Annotated in this window: 18 protein-coding genes; 14 read left to right on the top strand and 4 right to left on the bottom strand. The window is 71.8% G+C overall.

Going from position 1 to position 17,135, the window contains the following annotated elements; genetic code table 11:
- Positions 1-219 precede the first annotated feature (219 nt).
- The gene (locus ACSMHG_RS18855) at positions 220-1,746 is read right to left on the bottom strand and encodes a UDP-N-acetylglucosamine 1-carboxyvinyltransferase (RefSeq protein WP_435748004.1); all 1,527 of its coding nucleotides are present in this window, start codon (positions 1,744-1,746) and stop codon (positions 220-222) included.
- 137 nt (positions 1,747-1,883) lie between these two features.
- Here ACSMHG_RS18855 and ACSMHG_RS18850 point away from each other — a divergent pair, with 137 nt between their 5' ends.
- Both ACSMHG_RS18850 and ACSMHG_RS18845 read left to right on the top strand, forming a co-directional pair.
- Positions 1,884-2,903, top strand: a complete 1,020-nt coding sequence (locus ACSMHG_RS18850; RefSeq protein ID WP_435748008.1) for a zinc-dependent alcohol dehydrogenase family protein — start codon at positions 1,884-1,886, stop codon at positions 2,901-2,903.
- Between the two features lie 42 nt (positions 2,904-2,945).
- Complete coding sequence (locus ACSMHG_RS18845; RefSeq protein WP_435748006.1) at positions 2,946-4,670, top strand: alkaline phosphatase D family protein; 1,725 nt, start codon at positions 2,946-2,948, stop codon at positions 4,668-4,670.
- Positions 4,671-4,719: 49 nt separating this feature from the next.
- Here ACSMHG_RS18845 and ACSMHG_RS18840 read toward each other — a convergent pair whose 3' ends face one another.
- On the bottom strand, positions 4,720-4,872 hold the full coding sequence (locus tag ACSMHG_RS18840) for a hypothetical protein (RefSeq protein ID WP_435748002.1): 153 nt from the start codon (positions 4,870-4,872) through the stop codon (positions 4,720-4,722).
- A gap of 150 nt (positions 4,873-5,022) precedes the next feature.
- Between ACSMHG_RS18840 and ACSMHG_RS18835 the strand changes: the two genes are divergently transcribed.
- The 4 genes from ACSMHG_RS18835 to ACSMHG_RS18820 all read left to right on the top strand — a co-directional run bounded on the left by ACSMHG_RS18835 (position 5,023) and on the right by ACSMHG_RS18820 (position 9,628).
- Complete coding sequence (locus tag ACSMHG_RS18835; RefSeq protein ID WP_435748000.1) at positions 5,023-5,820, top strand: alpha/beta fold hydrolase; 798 nt, start codon at positions 5,023-5,025, stop codon at positions 5,818-5,820.
- A 48-nt stretch (positions 5,821-5,868) separates the two neighbouring features.
- Positions 5,869-8,256 (top strand): ATP-binding cassette domain-containing protein, encoded by a 2,388-nt coding sequence (locus ACSMHG_RS18830; protein WP_435747998.1) that lies wholly within the window; start codon positions 5,869-5,871, stop codon positions 8,254-8,256.
- Positions 8,253-8,945, top strand: a complete 693-nt coding sequence (locus ACSMHG_RS18825) for a hypothetical protein (protein WP_435747996.1) — start codon at positions 8,253-8,255, stop codon at positions 8,943-8,945. The genes ACSMHG_RS18830 and ACSMHG_RS18825 overlap by 4 nt, the downstream gene beginning before the upstream one ends.
- 131 nt (positions 8,946-9,076) lie before the next feature.
- Positions 9,077-9,628: a class I SAM-dependent methyltransferase gene (locus ACSMHG_RS18820; protein WP_435747994.1), complete on the top strand. Its 552-nt coding sequence runs from the start codon at positions 9,077-9,079 to the stop codon at positions 9,626-9,628.
- 179 nt (positions 9,629-9,807) lie between these two features.
- On the opposite strand, the gene ACSMHG_RS18815 is transcribed toward ACSMHG_RS18820, so the two are convergent.
- On the bottom strand, positions 9,808-10,113 hold the full coding sequence (locus ACSMHG_RS18815; protein WP_435747992.1) for a putative quinol monooxygenase: 306 nt from the start codon (positions 10,111-10,113) through the stop codon (positions 9,808-9,810).
- A gap of 98 nt (positions 10,114-10,211) precedes the next feature.
- Here ACSMHG_RS18815 and ACSMHG_RS18810 point away from each other — a divergent pair, with 98 nt between their 5' ends.
- The 6 genes from ACSMHG_RS18810 (at position 10,212) to ACSMHG_RS18785 (ending at position 14,445) form a co-directional block, all read left to right on the top strand.
- Positions 10,212-10,613: a glycoside hydrolase family 26 protein gene (locus ACSMHG_RS18810; protein ID WP_435747990.1), complete on the top strand. Its 402-nt coding sequence runs from the start codon at positions 10,212-10,214 to the stop codon at positions 10,611-10,613.
- A gap of 84 nt (positions 10,614-10,697) precedes the next feature.
- Positions 10,698-12,149 (top strand): MFS transporter, encoded by a 1,452-nt coding sequence (locus tag ACSMHG_RS18805; RefSeq protein ID WP_435747988.1) that lies wholly within the window; start codon positions 10,698-10,700, stop codon positions 12,147-12,149.
- 50 nt (positions 12,150-12,199) lie between these two features.
- A complete protein-coding gene (locus tag ACSMHG_RS18800) occupies positions 12,200-12,421 on the top strand; it encodes a hypothetical protein (protein ID WP_435747986.1) in 222 nt (73 codons plus the stop codon).
- Entirely contained in the window at positions 12,421-12,867 is a 447-nt protein-coding gene (locus ACSMHG_RS18795) for a hypothetical protein (protein WP_435747984.1), read from the top strand. The genes ACSMHG_RS18800 and ACSMHG_RS18795 overlap by 1 nt, the downstream gene beginning before the upstream one ends.
- Positions 12,864-13,697 (top strand): aldo/keto reductase, encoded by an 834-nt coding sequence (locus ACSMHG_RS18790; RefSeq protein WP_435747982.1) that lies wholly within the window; start codon positions 12,864-12,866, stop codon positions 13,695-13,697. The genes ACSMHG_RS18795 and ACSMHG_RS18790 overlap by 4 nt, the downstream gene beginning before the upstream one ends.
- A gap of 52 nt (positions 13,698-13,749) precedes the next feature.
- Positions 13,750-14,445 (top strand): peptidylprolyl isomerase, encoded by a 696-nt coding sequence (locus tag ACSMHG_RS18785; RefSeq protein ID WP_435747980.1) that lies wholly within the window; start codon positions 13,750-13,752, stop codon positions 14,443-14,445.
- A 125-nt stretch (positions 14,446-14,570) separates the two neighbouring features.
- Here ACSMHG_RS18785 and ACSMHG_RS18780 read toward each other — a convergent pair whose 3' ends face one another.
- Positions 14,571-15,473, bottom strand: a complete 903-nt coding sequence (locus ACSMHG_RS18780; protein ID WP_435747978.1) for an oxidoreductase — start codon at positions 15,471-15,473, stop codon at positions 14,571-14,573.
- Positions 15,474-15,580: 107 nt separating this feature from the next.
- Here ACSMHG_RS18780 and ACSMHG_RS18775 point away from each other — a divergent pair, with 107 nt between their 5' ends.
- Positions 15,581-15,868, top strand: coding sequence for a Fe-S cluster assembly protein HesB (locus ACSMHG_RS18775; protein WP_435747976.1), 288 nt, complete (start codon positions 15,581-15,583; stop codon positions 15,866-15,868).
- Positions 15,869-15,987: 119 nt separating this feature from the next.
- Positions 15,988-16,995 carry an NADP-dependent oxidoreductase gene (locus ACSMHG_RS18770; RefSeq protein WP_435747974.1) on the top strand — a complete coding sequence of 336 codons (1,008 nt, stop codon included), beginning with the start codon at positions 15,988-15,990 and terminating at the stop codon, positions 16,993-16,995.
- Positions 16,996-17,135: the final 140 nt, after the last annotated feature.

The raw sequence follows: 17,135 nt of genomic DNA, 5'->3' as shown, positions 1-17,135 counted from the left end.
TCTCGACAAGCTCGACCACCGAACTCGACCGTGGTCTCGACAAGCTCGACCACCGAACTCGACCGTGGTCTCGACAAGCTCGACCACCGAACTCGACCGTGGTCTCGACAAGCTCGACCACCGAACCCGACCGTGGTCTCGACAAGCTCGACCACCGAACCCGACCGTGGTCTCGACAAGCTCGACCACCGATCCCACCCGCTCGACCACCGAACCCGGTCAGATGTCGCGGAAGGACTCGATGTTCGCGCCGAGCAGGTTGAGGCGCTCGGCCAAGTCCTCGTAGCCGCGGTGGATGACGTAGGTGCTGCGCAGCACCGAGGTGCCCTTCGATGCGAGCATCGCCAGAAGGATGACCACGGCCGGGCGGAGCGCCGGCGGGCACATCAGCTCCGCGCCGGAGAACGACGTCGGGCCCTCGATCATCACCCGGTGGGGGTCGAGGAGCTTGACCCGGCCACCGAGCTTGTTGAGGTCGGTCAGGTAGATGGCCCGGTTCTCGTAGACCCAGTCGTGCAGCAGCGTCTGGCCCTCCGCGACGGCCGCGATGACCGCGAAGAACGGCAGGTTGTCGATGTTGAGGCCGGGGAACGGCATCGGGTGGATCTTGTCCAGCGGTGCGTGCAGCCGCGAGGGGTGCGTGGTGATGTCGACGAGGCGGGTCTGGCCGTTGAGCGCGACGTACTCCTCGGAGCGGTCGTAGGAGAAGCCCATCTCCTCCAGCAGCGCCAGCTCGATCTCGAGGAACTCGATCGGCACCCGCTCGATGGTGATCTCGGACTGGGTGACGATCGCGGCCGCCAGCAGCGACATCGCCTCGATCGGGTCCTCGCTGGGTGCGTAGTCGACGTCGACGTCGATCTCGCGCACCCCGGTCACGGTGAGCGTCGTGCTGCCGATGCCGTCGACCCGGACACCCAGCTTCTGCAGGTAGAAGCAGAGGTCCTGGACCATGTAGTTCGACGACGCGTTGCGGATGACCGTCGTGCCCGGGTGCAGCGCAGCGGCCATGAGGGCGTTCTCGGTCACGGTGTCGCCGCGCTCGGTGAGCACGATCGGCCGGCCGGGCTCGATGGCCCGGTTGACCTGGGCGTGGTAGGAGCCGTCGGTCGCCTTGACCTCGAGGCCGAACGGGCGCAGCGCGGCCATGTGCGGCTCGACGGTGCGGGTGCCGAGGTCGCAGCCACCGGCGTACGGGAGCTCGAAGGTGTCGGCACGGTGCAGCAGCGGGCCGAGGAACATGATGATCGAGCGGGTGCGGCGGGCCGCGGTCTCGTCGACCGCGCCGAGCTCCAGCTCGGGCGGGGGGACGATCTCGAGATCGTTCTCGGCGTTGAGCCAGGTGGTCTGGACGCCGAGGCTGTTGAGCACCTCGAGCAGGCGGTTGACCTCCTCGATCCGGGCGACCTTCCGCAGCGTGGTGCGACCGCGGTTCAGCAGCGAGGCGCACAGCAGCGCGACGCCGGCGTTCTTGGAGGTCTTGACCTCGATCCGGCCGGAGAGCGTCGTGGGCCCGGTGACCCGGAGGTGGGTGGGGCCGGCGCCGAGGGCGACGATCTCGGAGTCCAGCGCGGCACCGATGCGGGCGATCATCTCGAGCGACAGGTTCTGCTGTCCCTTCTCGATCCGGTTGATGGCGCTCTGGCTGGTGGCCAGGAGGTCGGCGAGCTGGGCCTGGGTGAGGCCCCGGTGCTTGCGGGCGTCGCGGATGAGGTTGCCGATCCGCCCCTTGTAGTCCTGCGTCATGGTCACCACGCTAACTCACATGTGAGATATCGCGATCCCCGCGAGACCCGCGTGTCGGGCGAGCGGCCCCTGCCCGGGAGCCGGGCCACGGTGCCGGCCCGGGGCGGACCAGCCACCAAGGGTGCAGGATGACCAGCATGCGCGCCACCACCATCCACGGCCCCCGTGACATCCGTCTCTCTGAGGTCCCGGACCCCACGATCGAGGAGCCCACCGACGCCGTGGTGAGGATCACCGCCTCGTGCATCTGCGGCTCCGACCTGTGGCCCTACCGCGGCGAGAACCCGATCACCGAGGGCCAGACGATCGGGCACGAGTGCATCGGCGTCGTGGCCGAGGTGGGCAGCGAGGTGCGCGACCTCTCGGTCGGGGACTTCGTCGTGGTGCCGTTCGACCACTGCGACGGCACCTGCGCGCACTGTCGGGCGGGAGTCCAGTCGGCCTGCGTCAACCTCGGCATGACGACAACGGGGCAGAGCGAGTACGCGCGGGTGGTGCACGCCGACGGCTCGCTGGTGCGGGTCAACGGCGGCGAGCCCGACGCGGCCCTCGTCCCGTCGCTCGTCGCGCTGTCCGACGTGATGCCGACGGGCTGGCACGCGGCCGTCTCGGCCCGCGTGCAGGCCGGCAACACGGTCGTCGTCGTCGGGGACGGCGCCGTGGGGCTCTGCGGGGTGCTGGCCGCCTCCACCATGGGCGCGGAGAAGGTGGTCGTGATGTCGCGCCACGAGCCGCGACAGCGGATCGCCGAGGCGTTCGGGGCCACCCACGTCGTCGCGGAGCGCGGCAAGGAGGGCGCCGCGGTGATCAAGGAGATCACCGACGGGGTCGGCGCCGACGCGGTCCTCGAGTGCGTCGGCACCGACCAGGCGATGGGTACGGCGTTCGCCGTCGCCCGTCCGGGCGCGACGGTCGGCTTCGTCGGCGTCCCGCACGGCGTCGAGCTGCCGGTGCGGCGGATGTTCCAGAAGAACGTCGGCCTCGCCGGCGGGATGGCACCGGTCCGCCGGTACCTCCCCGACCTGCTGGCGCTGGTGCTCGACGGCACGATCGACCCGGGCAAGGTCTTCGACCTGACCCTGCCCCTCGACGAGGTGGCCGAGGGCTACCGCGCCATGGACGAGCGCCGCGCGGTCAAGGTCCTCCTCGAGCCCTGACCAGCCCGGGCGTAGGGTCCGTCCACGGACCGGGGAGGAACCATCACCAACAGCCTTCGACTCGGACCGCTCCTGCGGTTCGTCGACGAGACCACTGCGACCATCTGGGTCGAGGCCGACCACGGCGCGTGGGTGACCGTGCGCGCGGGCACGGGGGAGGCGGCGGTGGTGGCGCGGCGGCGGACCTTCGCCGTCCACGGCCACCACTACGCGCTCGTCGACCTCGACGGCCTCGCGCCCGGCACCCGCACGCCGTACGTCGTGGAGCTGGACGGCCAGCAGGTCTGGCCTCCTGTCGACAGCCCGTATCCGCCGCCGGCGGTACAGACGCTGGCCGACGGCCGGCCGTTGCGGATGCTGTACGGCTCCTGCCGGGTGAGCGTGCCCCACGACGAGGCCGGCAACGCCGCCCACGGGGTCGACGCCATGCGGGCCTACGCCCTCGACCTCGCGCGGCGGGCGAGCGCCCACGCGCCAGGCCAGGACCCGGCCGACTCTCCGGGTGTCGTGCCCGGCTGGCCCGACCTCGTCCTCTTCTTGGGCGACCAGGTCTACGCCGACGAGACCAGTGACGAGATGCGCGAGTTCATCCAGGCGCGGCGCGACCCCACCGAGGCGCCCTGGTACGAGCTGCAGGACTACGAGGAGTACGCCCACCTCTACCGGCTCGCGTGGAGCGACCCCGCCAACCGGTGGCTCCTCTCGACCGTCTCCAGCGCGATGATCTTCGACGACCACGACATCCGCGACGACTGGAACACCAGCGCGACGTGGCGGGCCCAGATGGAGGCCACCGACTGGTGGCACGACCGCGTGGTGGGCGGCCTCGCGTCGTACTGGGTCCACCAGCACCTGGGCAACCTCAGCCCCGCCGAGCGGCTCGAGGACGCCCTGTGGCGGCGGATCGCGACCCACGACGGCCCCGACGAGCTCGACGTCTCCTCCGACCTCGACGCGCTGGCCGACCGCGCCGACCAGCAGCCCGAGAGCTACCGCTGGAGCTTCCGGCGCGACTTCGGCAGCCAGGCGCGGCTGGTGGTCGTCGACTCCCGCGCCGCGCGGGTGCTCGACCCGGACCACCGGGTCATGCTCGACGACGACGAGATGGCCTGGCTCGACCAGCAGATGACCGGCGACGTCGACCACCTGCTGGTCGGGACGTCGCTGCCGTTCCTCCTCGCGCCCGCGCTGCACCATGCGGAGGCGTTCAGCGAGGCGGTCGCCCAGGGCCGGTTCGGCCGGCTGCTCAAGCCGCTGGGGGAGAAGATCCGCCAGGCAGCCGACCTGGAGCACTGGGCGGCGTTCCAGGAGGGCTTCCAGCGCGTCGCCCGGATGGCCATCGAGGTGGCGGCGGGGGAGCGCGGCCGAGCCCCGCGGACGGTCACCTTCCTCTCCGGTGACGTCCACCACAGCTACGTCGCCCTCGCGACTCCCGACCCGGCGACGGGCCGGACCGCGCAGAGCGCGATCGTGCAGGCGGTCTGCTCGCCGATCCGCAACCCGCTGCCCAAGGTCATGCGGATGGCCATGGACGCCGCCTCGCACGGCACCGCCCGGCCGACCGGGAGGCTGCTGGGCGGTCGGGTGCCGCGCAGCCCGCTGCGGTGGCGGCTGACCAAGGGTCCTTGGTACGACAACAACCTGGCGCTGCTCGAGGTCCGCGAGGACGCGCTGCACCTCGCGTGGTCGCGCGGTGTCGTCGACGGCGCACCGCACCGGCCGACGCTCGAGCAGGTCGCTGCCGTGGACGTGGCCTACCCGAACTGAGCGCGCCCGGCAGGGCTCGAGCGGGCCTCAGGCGGGGCTCAGGCGGGGCTCAGGCGGGGGAGAGCTCGGGGGCGGGCGCGCCCAGCGGCTCGCAGTCACAGGTGTCGGAGCACGCCAGGAAGGTGTGCGTGGCGTGCCCGCACCGACCGCACGGAAGGTCGTGCGAGAGCGGCATGGCGTTGGTCTGGACGGTGTCCCACATGGCGATGTACCCCCGGAGTTGGTGCTACGACGGTAGAGCCGCGACGGCACGATGTGGTACGCAACACACCGGATCTGGCCCGTTCGGGCCATCCAGAGCACCCGGTCGGGCCGACGCCCGCCGGTGCGGGCCCCGCCGTACGCTGCCGGGGTGAGCACCGACCCGGACCTTCCCGACCTGCACAGCACCGAGGTGGGGGAGGGCGGCGCCCGCGTCGCCTTCCTGCACGGTCTCTTCGGCCAGGGCCGGAACTTCACCCAGGCCGCCAAGGCGCTGACGCCGGAGCTCCACTCGCTCCTCGTCGACCTGCCGAACCACGGGCGGTCGGGATGGACCGACACCATCGACTACGTCGACGTCGCCGACGCGGTGGCGGCCCACCTGCGCGAGGGCTTCGCCGCAGGGGGACCGGTGCACGTGGTCGGCCACTCCATGGGCGGCAAGGTGGCGATGGTGCTCGCGCTGCGCCACCCCGACCTGGTCGACCGGCTGGTCGTCGTCGACATCTCCCCGGTCGACACCGACGGCTCCGGCGAGTTCGAGCACCTGCTCGACAGCCTCCTCGCGCTGGACCTCGACGCGCTGACCCGCCGCTCGGACGCCGACGAGGTGCTCTCCGCGCGGATCCGGGACGAGCGGGTGCGCGGGTTCCTGCTGCAGAACCTGCGCTCGGGCGGCGAGGGTCTGCACTGGCAGGCCAACCTGCCGCTGCTGCGCGCCGAGCTCGACACCATCGGCGGGTTCCCCGACCTCGACGCCACCTTCGACCACCCGGTGCTCTGGCTCTCGGGTGAGCGCTCGCCGTACGTCCGCGACGAGCACGACGACGTCATGCGCCGGCTCTTCCCACGCACCCGGCTGGTGACCATCAAGGGTGCCGGGCACTGGGTGCACTCCGAGCAGCCGGAGGCCTTCGTCTCTGCCCTCCGGGTCTTCCTGACCGCCTGACCTGCGGCGCAGCGAACCGGCTGGACGCCGGGGCCGCACCCGGCGAGGATGCCGGTCGTGGCCAGTCCATCCCACCCCGCACCCCATCCCGCAGACACCCACGACCTGATCCGCGTGCACGGCGCGCGGGAGAACAACCTCAAGGACGTCGACGTCGAGCTGCCGAAGCGCCGGCTCACCGTCTTCACCGGCGTCTCCGGCTCCGGCAAGAGCTCCCTGGTCTTCGGCACCATCGCCGCGGAGTCGCAGCGGCTGATCAACGAGACCTACAGCGCCTTCGTCCAGGGCTTCATGCCCTCCCTGGCCCGCCCGGAGGTCGACCTGCTCGAGGGGTTGACCACCGCGATCATCGTCGACCAGGAGCGGATGGGCGCCAACCCGCGCTCGACCGTGGGCACCGCGACCGACGCGAACGCGATGCTGCGGATCCTGTTCAGCCGGCTCGGCGACCCCCACATCGGCTCGCCCCACGCCTTCTCCTTCAACATCCCGACCGTCCGCGGCAGCGGCGCCGTCACCGTCGAGCGCGGCGCGAAGACCAAGGCCGAGAAGGCGACGTTCGAGCGGCTCGGCGGGATGTGCCCACGGTGCGAGGGGATGGGGTCAGTCTCCGACTTCGACCTCACCGCTCTGTACGACGAGACGAAGTCGCTCAGCGAGGGGGCGCTCACCGTGCCCGGCTACAGCATGGACGGCTGGTACGGCCGGATCTTCAGCGGCGCCGGCTTCGACATGGACAAGCCGATCGGCAAGTACGGCAAGCGCGAGCTGCAGGACCTGCTGTACAAGGAGCCCACCAAGATCAAGGTCGACGGGGTCAACCTGACGTTCGAGGGGCTGATCCCGAAGATCCAGAAGTCGATGCTCTCCAAGGACGTCGACGCGATGCAGCCGCACATCCGGGCGTTCGTCGAGCGGGCGATCACCTTCACGACCTGCCCCGAGTGCGAGGGGACCAGGCTGACCCGCGAAGCGCTCTCCTCGCGCATCCGCGGGAAGAACATCGCCGAGCTCTGCGCCATGCAGATCAGCGACCTCGCCACGTGGGTGCGCGACCTGGACGAGCCGTCGGTCGCCCCGCTGCTGGCCGGGCTGCGGCACCTGCTCGACTCCTTCACCGAGATCGGTCTGGGCTACCTCTCCCTCGACCGGCCGGCGGGGACGCTGTCCGGGGGAGAGGCGCAGCGCACCAAGATGATCCGCCACCTCGGGTCCTCCCTGACCGACGTCACCTACGTCTTCGACGAGCCGACCATCGGGCTGCACCCGCACGACATCGAGCGGATGAACGCCCTGCTGCTCCAGCTGCGCGACAAGGGCAACACCGTCCTGGTCGTCGAGCACAAGCCCGAGACGATCGCGATCGCCGACCACGTCGTCGACCTCGGCCCGCGGGCAGGTACGGCGGGCGGACAGGTCGTCTTCGAGGGCACCGTCGGAGGTCTGCGGCGGAGCGGGACGCTGACCGGCCAGCACCTCGACGACCGGGCGGCGCTCAAGGGGTCGGTCCGCACTCCCTCCGGCTCGCTCGAGGTGCGCGGGGCCGACAGCCACAACCTCCGCGACGTCGACGTCGACGTGCCGCTGGGGGTGCTGGTCGTGGTCACCGGGGTCGCCGGCTCCGGGAAGAGCTCGCTGGTGCACGGCTCGATCGCCGGCCGCGACGGTGTGGTGGTCGTCGACCAGGGAGCGATCCGTGGCTCGCGGCGCAGCAACCCTGCGACGTACACGGGGCTGCTGGAGCCGATCCGGAAGGCCTTCGCCAAGGCGAACGGCGTGAAGCCGGCGCTGTTCAGCTCCAACTCCGAGGGCGCCTGCCCGACCTGCAACGGCGCGGGGGTGATCTACACCGAGCTGGGAGTGATGGCCACCGTCGAGTCGACGTGCGAGGACTGCGAGGGCAGGCGCTTCCAGCCGGCGGTGCTGGAGTACACCCTCGGCGGCCGCGACATCGCCGAGGTGCTGGCGATGTCGGTGACCGACGCGGAGGTGTTCTTCGGCGAGGGGGAGGCCCGCACCCCGGCCGCCCACAAGGTCCTGGACCGGCTGGCCGACGTCGGCCTCGGCTACCTCACGCTGGGCCAGCCACTGACCACGCTCTCCGGGGGCGAGCGGCAGCGACTGAAGCTCGCCACCCAGATGGCGGACAAGGGCGAGGTCTACGTGCTCGACGAGCCGACGACCGGCCTCCACCTCGCCGACGTCGAGCAGCTGCTCGGGCTGCTGGACCGGCTGGTCGACTCGGGCAGGTCGGTCATCGTCATCGAGCACCACCAGGCCGTCATGGCGCACGCCGATTGGATCATCGACCTCGGCCCGGGCGCCGGGCACGACGGCGGACAGGTCGTCTTCGAGGGCACGCCGGCGGACCTGGTCGCCGACCGCTCGACGCTCACCGGCCAGCACCTCGCGGCGTACGTGGGAGGACGAGGATGACGCTCGACGTGCTGGTCCTGCCCAGTCCGCTGCTGCCCGCGGCCGCCTACACGCCGCTGCGGGACTGCCTGGAGGAGGCGGGGCTCCGCTGCGACGTCGCGGCGCTGGCTGACCCCACCCGCCCGCACGACGTGCTGGAGTGGTGGACGGCCGCGGCCGTGGCCGCCGACGTCGGGACGCTGGTGGCGCACAGCAACGCCGGCTACTTCGCGCCGTCGGTCCGCGCCGCCGCGTCGTCGGACGCACGCATCGTCTTTCTGGACGCGGCGCTGCCTCCCGAGGCAGGGGAGACCCGGCTGGCTCCCGCAGCCTTCCGGGCGCGGCTCGGGGAGCTCGCGGACGCCCACGGGTCGCTGCCGCCCTGGAGCCGGTGGTGGCCCGAGGAGGACCTCCGTCGGACCGTGCCCGAGCACTTGGTGGAGTGGATCGACAGGTCGTGCCCGCGGCTGCCGTTGGCGTACTTCGACGCGGCGATCGAGCCGCCCGGCGGCTGGTGCCACGGCCACAACGCGTACCTGGCCTTCGGTGACACCTACGCCGACGAGCTGGCGTTCGCCCAGGCGTGCGGCTGGTCGACGGCCCGGCTCGACGACGCGGGCCATCTGCACTTCCTGCGCACCCCGCGGGACGTGGCTGCAGCCGTCGGTGTGCTGCTCGGCCTCGAGCCGGTGGAGGACGCGGAGGGCTGAGCACCGCCGCCCCAGCATCTCAGCGGTTTCGGTGCCGCTGAGGTGACCGCAGGAGCACAGTACGGATATTGAAAGCGCTGGCGAGCCAACCTGCCCGCTGATGTACTGACGTGCCACCGTGATTCTGCCGCGTGACTGAGGTGACCCTTCTGACGAGCTATGACTCCCTTGCCGAGGTCTACGAGTGGTTGATCTCGGATGCGAAGCTGACCCCGGCTGAGTTCGCGGCGTCGTTCGAGGACGTCCTGGGTCTCGCGCCTCCGAATGCTCAGGTGCTCGATTGTTCGTGCGGTACCGGTCAGCTGGCGGTCGGTCTCGCCGGTCGTGGCATGCAAGTTGTCGCGACCGACGCCAGCGCAGCGATGGTTCGTCGGACTGCGGAGCTGTCTGAGGAGCACGAGGCATCTATCCGGACCGTGCGAGCCGACTGGCAAGAACTGCCCGACCATTTCGGCGACGCCACCTTCGACATGGTGTTCTGCGTCGGCAACTCGCTGCACCACGCGGAAGGTGCGGGTGGAAGGGTTGCGGCGTTGGCGTCGATGTCACGGCTTCTGCGCCGTGGAGGGCACTTGGTGCTCACCTCGCGTACCTGGGAGCTCGTGAGGGCCAGAGGCTCCGCGTCGGACTACGTGCGGAACGGCGCACGCTTCTCCTTGACGCCGAGAACTACACGGTGGTAGCGGCCAAGCTGTAAGCACCTGATCAACCCGTCCATGCTTCGCCGATAACTGACATTATGTCAACTGGCGAACATTGACCCTGCACTCCCCGGCCGATCCTCACGCTTCTCGGCCATCACAATGGCAGCGAAGCGTCAGTTTCTCGCGCCAACTGCGCCCGGCGGCCGAGTCCGAGTCCTCTAGGACGCGCGGATCGGCGAGCCGACCACGTCGAACGCGAATCCGCCGAACTGGCCCGAGAGCAGCGGACGAGCCGCCGCAATGGCTTCCTGAACCTCTGGGAGCTCGAGAGACGCTCGGTGAGCCTCCGCCGAGCTCCACAACTCGGCGACGAACACCGTGTCCGGCTCGTCGTCGGAAGTGCCGACCTCGTAGAGCAGGCAGCCAGCCTCGGCAAGCCCAGGCTTGGAGCTCGTCAGGTGAGCGACGAGCTCGTCGCGCTTGCCGGGCAGGGCACCCAAGGTGCCGACATTCGCGTATGTCATGCGGTCAGGCTATTGGCCTTGGCCGACACTCCCGCCGGACGAAGCGCGCGAGTCTCACTTCAGAAGCGACCCGCAGCGACCGGGCCAAGGTCGGGAACGTGACCTGGAGCTGGTCGGCGAACGTGCCGTACGCCGGCTCCACTCCCCTGTCGTCCCTCTACCCCGGCGACGCCTACATCGGCCGGGTCGGCCTCGACGGCTACAACTGGGGTACGACGCAGCCGTGGTCGACCTGGCAGTCCTTCGGCGAGGTGTTCGGTCAGGGCGTCGCCGAGCTCGACGCGCTGACCACCCGTCCGATCCACATCACCGAGACCGCTGCTCCCGAAGGTGCCGGCGGTGACAAGGCCGCTTGGATCACCGACATGTGGGCCTGGTTGGACGCCCACCCCGAGGTCACCGGAGTGACCTGGTTCTCCCTGCTCAAGGAGGCCGACTGGCGCATCGACAGCTCCGAGGCGGCGCTGGCCGCTTGGGGCGCGGGCGCCCGCGCCTTCTGAGCGGCGCCGCCGAGCGCGTCACTATTGGTTGTCTAAGGCAATCATCTGTACGGTACCGGGGACCACGCTCGAGGAAGGCCCCCGTTGTCCCGCACCAGCTCCTCCCCCGCCACCGGCGTCGACCCGCGGCTCGCCGTGGTCGTGCTCTGCTTCGGCGGACTGACGACCGCACTCACCCAGACCCTGGTCATCCCGATCCAGGGCGAGCTGCCGGTCTTCCTCGACAGCTCCGCGTCCAGCACCGCCTGGGTCGTGACGGTGACCCTGCTGGCCGGGGCGGTCGCGATGCCGATCGCCGGCCGGCTCGCCGACCTTCTCGGCAAGCAGCGGGTGCTCGTGGCCACCGCGGCTGTGCTCGTGGTCGGGTCGGTGGTCTGCGCGCTCTCCGACACCCTGGCCCCGATGCTGGTCGGTCGGGCGCTGCAGGGCCTGGCGATGGGGTTCATCCCCGTCGGGATCTCGCTGATGCGCGAGATCGTGCCGCCCGCGATGGCCGGCACCTCCGTCGCCGCGATGAGCGCGACCCTCGGCGTCGGCGGGGCGATCGGGCTGCCGCTGTCCGCCTGGATCGCCCAGGTCGGCGACTGGCACGCGCTCTTCTGGGTCGCCGCCGGCCTCGCCGTGCTCGTGACCGCGCTGTCCTGGTTCGCCGTGCCCCACGTGCACGACGCCCAGCCCGGCCGGCTCGACGTCGTGGGCGGCGTGGGCCTCGCCCTCGGCCTCGTCGGCCTGCTGGTCGGGATCTCCAAGGCACCCGCCTGGGGCTGGGGCGACCCGCGGACCATCGGAGCGATCGTCGCCGGCCTGCTGGTGCTGGCGGTCTGGGGCCTCTACGAGCTCCGCCAGGCCGACCCGCTCGTCGACCTCCGCGCCACCGCGGACCTGCCCGTGCTGATGACGAACGTCGCGGCCGTCGCGGTCGGCTTCGGGATGATGGCGCAGTCGATCGTCGTCCCGCAGCTGCTGCAGCTGCCCGAGATCACCGGCTACGGACTAGGGCAGTCGCTCCTGGCCGCCGGCCTCTGGATGGCCCCGGCCGGGCTGGCGATGATGGTGTTCGCACCGGTCTCCGGCCGACTCATGGGCACGATCGGCGCACGGATCACGCTGATGCTCGGCGCGGGCGTCATGGGCGTCGGCTACCTCGCTGCCCTGGTGCTGATGGACGCGCCGTGGCAGCTCCTGGTCGCCTCGTGCATCTCCACCGCCGGCGTCGGGATCGGGTACGCCGCGATGCCGACCCTCATCCTCGACGCGGTCCCCGCCCGGGAGGCCGGGTCGGCGGTCGGCGTCAACGCCCTGATGCGCTCGGTCGGCACCACCCTCGCCGCCGCCGTCATGGGCACGCTGCTCACCAGCCGCACCCAGGACCTCGGGGGCCTCGCGATCCCCACCGAGGGCGCCTTCCAGCTCTGCTTCCTCGTGGGCGCCGGCGCGGCGTTCCTCGGCGTGGTCATCGCGGCCGCGATCCCCCGCCGTACCGCCGCGACCCCTGCCTCGGGGCCGTTGGCCACCGCCGGTGCGCGAGACCGCTGACACGTCCCGCCGGCGTTGATGCGCCCCGGAGGAGTGGGTACCGGCGCGGCATGACCAGCGAGAAGTCCAACGAGAAGCTCGAGGCCGTGCAGGCCGTCGTCGACCGCGTCAGCTCCTGGCAGGAGACCGCGACCGAGGGAACCGTGGCCGAGGAGCTGCGCAAGGGGGCATCCGAGGTCGGCGTCGACCTCAGCGACGACGAGATCGCCCGCCTGACCGACGCCATCGAGAACCAGCAGGGCAACGTCGACGCGGCGGGCGTCCTGGCCTGATGGCCGGACCCGACGAGCGGCACACCCGCCCGGACGGCGTCAGCGATGCCACCGTCGAGGCCCTGGGCAAGCTGTCGGAGGCGCTCGAGGCGGTCGAGGCGGCGCGTGGCTTCCTCTACAACTTCCACCGGATGAGCGGCACCGCCGACCTCACCGCCGGCGACGCCGTCGAGCTGCTGGAGAAGGCCGGTCATGCCGACCTCGCCCGCAAGGTGCGGGAGGAGGTCGTCGGCCGCAATGTCATCGAGGGCCGGTGGACCTTCCAGATCGTCGAGGCCTACGACGACACCTACTACTCGGCGTTCAAGGACGTCGAGCGCGAGGCACGCGAGGCGCTCGTCGGCGGCCGCCGCCACCTGTACGAGGCCGAGATGAAGGAGGAGCGCCGTACCCACGGCGCGACCCACCACGAGGCCACGCCCGCCGAGACCCCGGCCGACAAGTGATCCCGGCGCACACCCTCAACGACGGCACCAGCCTGCCGGCCATCGGCTTCGGCACCTACCCGCTGAAGGGGCAGGAGTGCATCGACGCGGTCACCTCCGCGATCGAGGCCGGCTACCGCCTGATCGACACGGCCGTGAACTACGGCAACGAGCGGGAGGTCGGTGAGGCGATCCGCCGCTCCGGCGTGCCGCGCGAGGAGCTGGTCGTGACCAGCAAGCTGCCCGGTCGGGCGCACGCGTACGACGACGCCGTCGCCAGCATCCGCGGCTCGCTCGACGCACTCGGGCTCGACCGGATCGACCTGCACCTCATCCACTGGCCCAACCCACGGGTGGGCAAGTACGTCGAGGCGTACCGCGCGCTGGTCGACCTGCGCAGCGAGGGCCTGCTCCGCAGCGTCGGCGTCTCGAACTTCACCGAGGAGCACCTGACCCGGTGCATCGAGGCCACCGGCGTGACGCCGGTGGTCAACCAGATCGAGCTGCACCCGTACTTCCCGCAGGTCGCGATGCGCGCCGTCCACGACCGGCTGGGCATCCGGACGGAGTCGTGGAGCCCGCTCGGGAAGCGCCAGGCGCCGTTCACCGAGCCACCGGTGGCCGAGGCCGCGGAGCGCCACGGCGTCACGCCCGGCCAGGTGATCCTCCGCTGGCAGCTCCAGCTGGGGAACGTGCCGATCCCCAAGTCCGCCACCCCGGAGCGGCAGCGGCAGAACCTCGACGTGCTGGGCTTCGAGCTGAGCGACGAGGAGGTCGCGGCGATCACGGGGCTGGCTCGTGCGGACGGTCGGCTCTTCGGCGGGGACCCGGAGACGCACGAGGAGATGTGAGAGGCGGGAGGCGGCGCGGCGGCGTTCGGTGCCGGTTCCTAGCATCGGACCCATGTTGAAGCGCCCCCTCGCCGTCCTGGCCACGCTGGCCGCCGTCTCGATGCTCGCCTCCTGCGGCGAGGAGGAGCCGACCACGGCGTCCGACGAGCCCGCCGCCTCCGAGACGGCCGCGTCCGAACCGGCCGGGGACGGCGTGAGCTGCACCTACACCGAGGCCGGGGAGGCCGCGCGGGAGGTCGAGCTGCCGCCGTCCGCCGCGACGGTGAGCGGGACGGTCGAGGCGACGCTGGAGACGAACATCGGCGACATCGGTCTCGAGCTCGATGCCGACGCCGCGCCGTGCACGGTGAGCAGCTTCGTGTCGCTGGCCGAGCAGGACTACTTCGACGACACCACCTGTCACCGGCTGACGACCACCGACTCCGGCATCTCGGTGCTGCAGTGCGGCGACCCGAGCGCGACCGGCATGGGCGGACCGGGCTACACCGTGCCCGACGAGATCGCGGGTGACGAGGCCTACCCCGAGGGCACGCTCGCGATGGCCAACACCGGCGCCCCCGACTCCGGCGGGTCGCAGTTCTTCATCGTCTACGGCAAGACTCCCTTGCCGGCTGCCTACACCGTCTTCGGCACCGTCGACCAGGCCGGCCTGGAGGCCATCAAGGAAGCGGCCGAGGCCGGGACCGGACCGGACGGTGTCGCCCCGAAGAACCCGGTCGACATCGAGGCCGTCACGATCGCGGAGTGACCTGACCCGGCCCGCTCGGTCGTGGGTCGTCCGTCCGCCAACCACCACGGTCGGGCCCTGCAGGCGCGCCACGTCGACCCGGCAGGCGCGCCACGTCGACCATGCACACGCCCCACCTCGACGGGTCAGAGCGGGAACGAGGTGCCGGTGAGCTCCTCGGAGCGCTCCCACAGCCGGCGGGCGAGGTCGGGGTCGAGGGACTGCGGGGCACGGCGCGCGGGGGCCGGCCAGCCCTTCAGCTCCCCGCGACCGTGCGGGCCGACGTAGGTGTTGCCGGGCACGTCCATCGTGGCGGCGTGGAGCACCGGGAGCGCGCCCTCCCAGGCCTCCATCCCGACCAGCCGGTGGCCCCACGCGCCGATGCGCGTGACGAGCGGGTTCCCGGAGCCGCCGGTGATCGCGGTGGCGGTGGAGCCGGGGTGCGCGCCGGTGGCGCGCAGCACCGAGCCGGCGGCGGTCAGCCGCCGCTGGAGCTCGCCGAGGAAGAGCAGGTTGGCCAGCTTCGAGGCGGCGTACGCCGCGTAGGGGCGGTAGGTGCGTCGCTCCCAGCCGAGGTCGTCGGGGTCGACGACACCGTGCCAGTGGGAGCGCGAGCCGACGACGACCACCCGGTCGCGGAGGGCCGGCAGCAACAGGTTCGTGAGCGCGAAGTGCCCGAGGTGGTTGGTAGCGATCGTGGTCTCGAAGCCGTCGACGGTCCGGGAGTAGGGCACGCCCAGCACTCCGGCGTTGTTGACGAGGACGTCGACTCCCCCGCTCTCGACGAGCCCGGCGGCGAACGCGCGGACCGACGACAGGTCGGCGACGTCGACCACCCGAACCTCGGTGCGGCCCTCGATCGACGCGGCCACCCGCTCCCCCTTGGCGCGGTCGCGCACGGCCAGGACCACCTCGGCGCCGGCACCGGCCAGCGCACGGGCGGTCTCCAGACCCACCCCGCTGCTGGCCCCGGTCACGACGAACCGGCGACCGTGCTGGTCCGGCACCGACCGCCACGCCTGCGCCCGGCGACGTCGGGAGAGGGCCACGGCGTCAGGGTGCCATGGCGCGCCCGGGCGTGGCGTCGACTTGTGTCGTGGCGCCCGGTCGGGAACGGTGGGGAGGGACCTGCACTCGATCTGGAGGAGGCGAGCACATGCTCACCCTCACCGAGAACGCCAGCACGATCGTCAAGGACATCACCTCGCAGCCCGGCCTGCCGGAGACCGCCGGCCTGCGGATCACCTCCGAGAGCCCCTCGGAGCAGCCCGCCTTCGCCGTGACCGCCGCCGAGCGCGGCGAGCCCGGTGACCAGGTGGTCGAGCAGGCCGGCGCCACGGTCTACCTCGACGAGCAGGCCGCGACCATGCTCGACGACAAGATCCTCGACGCCGCGGTCGACCCGAACGGCTCCGTGGAGTTCGCCCTGGGCATCCAGGGCTGAGGCTCCACCACCGCTCGACAGCTCGACGACAGCTCGGCCCCGGCCCACCGGCCGGGGCCGAGCTGCGTCCGGAGCCCTCCGCCGCGGCTGCTCTCCACCGGGCTGCCAGGATCGGCGGCATGACCACGACGACCCGCGAGATCCACCTGGCCTCCCGCCCCCAGGGCTGGCCGACCCCCGAGAACTTCCGCACCGTCACCACCGAGCTGCCGGACCCCGGCCCGGGTGAGGTGCTGGTGCGCAACACCGTGCTGTCGGTCGACCCGTACATGCGCGGCCGGATGAACGACACGAAGTCCTACGTGCCGCCCTTCGCCCTGGACGCGCCGCTCGAGGGCGGAGCGGTCGGCGAGGTCGTGGCCTCCGGCGACGACAGCCTCTCCCCCGGCGACACGGTCCTGCACCAGGCCGGCTGGCGCGAGCACGCGCTGCTGCCCGCCGCTCAGGTGCGGAAGGTCGACGCCGGCCAGGTGCCCGCCAGCGCCTACCTCGGCGTGCTCGGCATGCCCGGCCTCACGGCGTACGTCGGGCTGACCCGCATCGCGCCGGTGCAGGAGGGCGACACGGTCTTCGTCTCCGGCGCGGCTGGGGCGGTCGGCTCGATCGTCGGGCAGGTCGCCCGGGAGCTCGGCGCGTCCACCGTGATCGGCTCCGCCGGCTCGGCGGAGAAGGTGCGGTGGCTGACCGAGGACCTCGGCTTCGACGCCGCCTTCGACTACCACGACGGCCCGGTCGCGCGGCAGCTCGCGGACCGGCTGGACGGCCGGGGGGTCGACGTCTACTTCGACAACGTCGGCGGCGACCACCTCGAGGCCGCCATCGGGCGGATGGCCGACTTCGGCCGGATCGCGCTGTGCGGCGCGATCGCGTCCTACAACGACGAGCAGCCCGCCCCGGGCCCGCGGAACCTGATGCTGCTGGTCAGCCGTCGCGTCACGATGCGCGGGTTCATCGTCACCGACCACGGCGACGCGGCCCGCGAGTTCTACGAGCGTGCCGGCGCCTGGGTCGCCGAGGGCCGGGTCCGGTACCGCGAGACCTTCACCGAGGGTCTCGACAGCACCGTGGCCGCGTTCCTCGGGCTCCACCGCGGCGACAACATCGGGAAGATGCTGGTCCGCCTCTGACGTCGTGGCCCCGGGCCGTCGGCCGCTGACGCGGCCCGGGGCCACGACGGGTCAGCGCACGACGAGCCGGACCCGCTTCTGGCCCTCGACCACGCGGTCGGCCGGCCCGGCCGTGCGGACCTTGCGCACCTGCTCGCGGC

The sequence above is a fragment of the Nocardioides ureilyticus genome (assembly GCF_051280745.1).
Classification (GTDB): domain Bacteria; phylum Actinomycetota; class Actinomycetes; order Propionibacteriales; family Nocardioidaceae; genus Nocardioides.
Note: the sequence above shows the minus strand (reverse complement) of the source record. Positions and strands in the feature narration are given on the sequence as shown.

Coding starts and splice junctions, on each gene's coding strand:
- ACSMHG_RS18855 (WP_435748004.1), bottom strand. CDS start 1,746: ATGACGCAGGACTACAAGGGGCGGATCGGCAACCTCATCCGCGACGCC.
- ACSMHG_RS18850 (WP_435748008.1), top strand. CDS start 1,884: ATGCGCGCCACCACCATCCACGGCCCCCGTGACATCCGTCTCTCTGAG.
- ACSMHG_RS18840 (WP_435748002.1), bottom strand. CDS start 4,872: ATGTGGGACACCGTCCAGACCAACGCCATGCCGCTCTCGCACGACCTT.
- ACSMHG_RS18830 (WP_435747998.1), top strand. CDS start 5,869: ATGCCGGTCGTGGCCAGTCCATCCCACCCCGCACCCCATCCCGCAGAC.
- ACSMHG_RS18825 (WP_435747996.1), top strand. CDS start 8,253: ATGACGCTCGACGTGCTGGTCCTGCCCAGTCCGCTGCTGCCCGCGGCC.
- ACSMHG_RS18815 (WP_435747992.1), bottom strand. CDS start 10,113: ATGACATACGCGAATGTCGGCACCTTGGGTGCCCTGCCCGGCAAGCGC.
- ACSMHG_RS18800 (WP_435747986.1), top strand. CDS start 12,200: ATGACCAGCGAGAAGTCCAACGAGAAGCTCGAGGCCGTGCAGGCCGTC.
- ACSMHG_RS18795 (WP_435747984.1), top strand. CDS start 12,421: ATGGCCGGACCCGACGAGCGGCACACCCGCCCGGACGGCGTCAGCGAT.
- ACSMHG_RS18785 (WP_435747980.1), top strand. CDS start 13,750: ATGTTGAAGCGCCCCCTCGCCGTCCTGGCCACGCTGGCCGCCGTCTCG.
- ACSMHG_RS18775 (WP_435747976.1), top strand. CDS start 15,581: ATGCTCACCCTCACCGAGAACGCCAGCACGATCGTCAAGGACATCACC.
- ACSMHG_RS18770 (WP_435747974.1), top strand. CDS start 15,988: ATGACCACGACGACCCGCGAGATCCACCTGGCCTCCCGCCCCCAGGGC.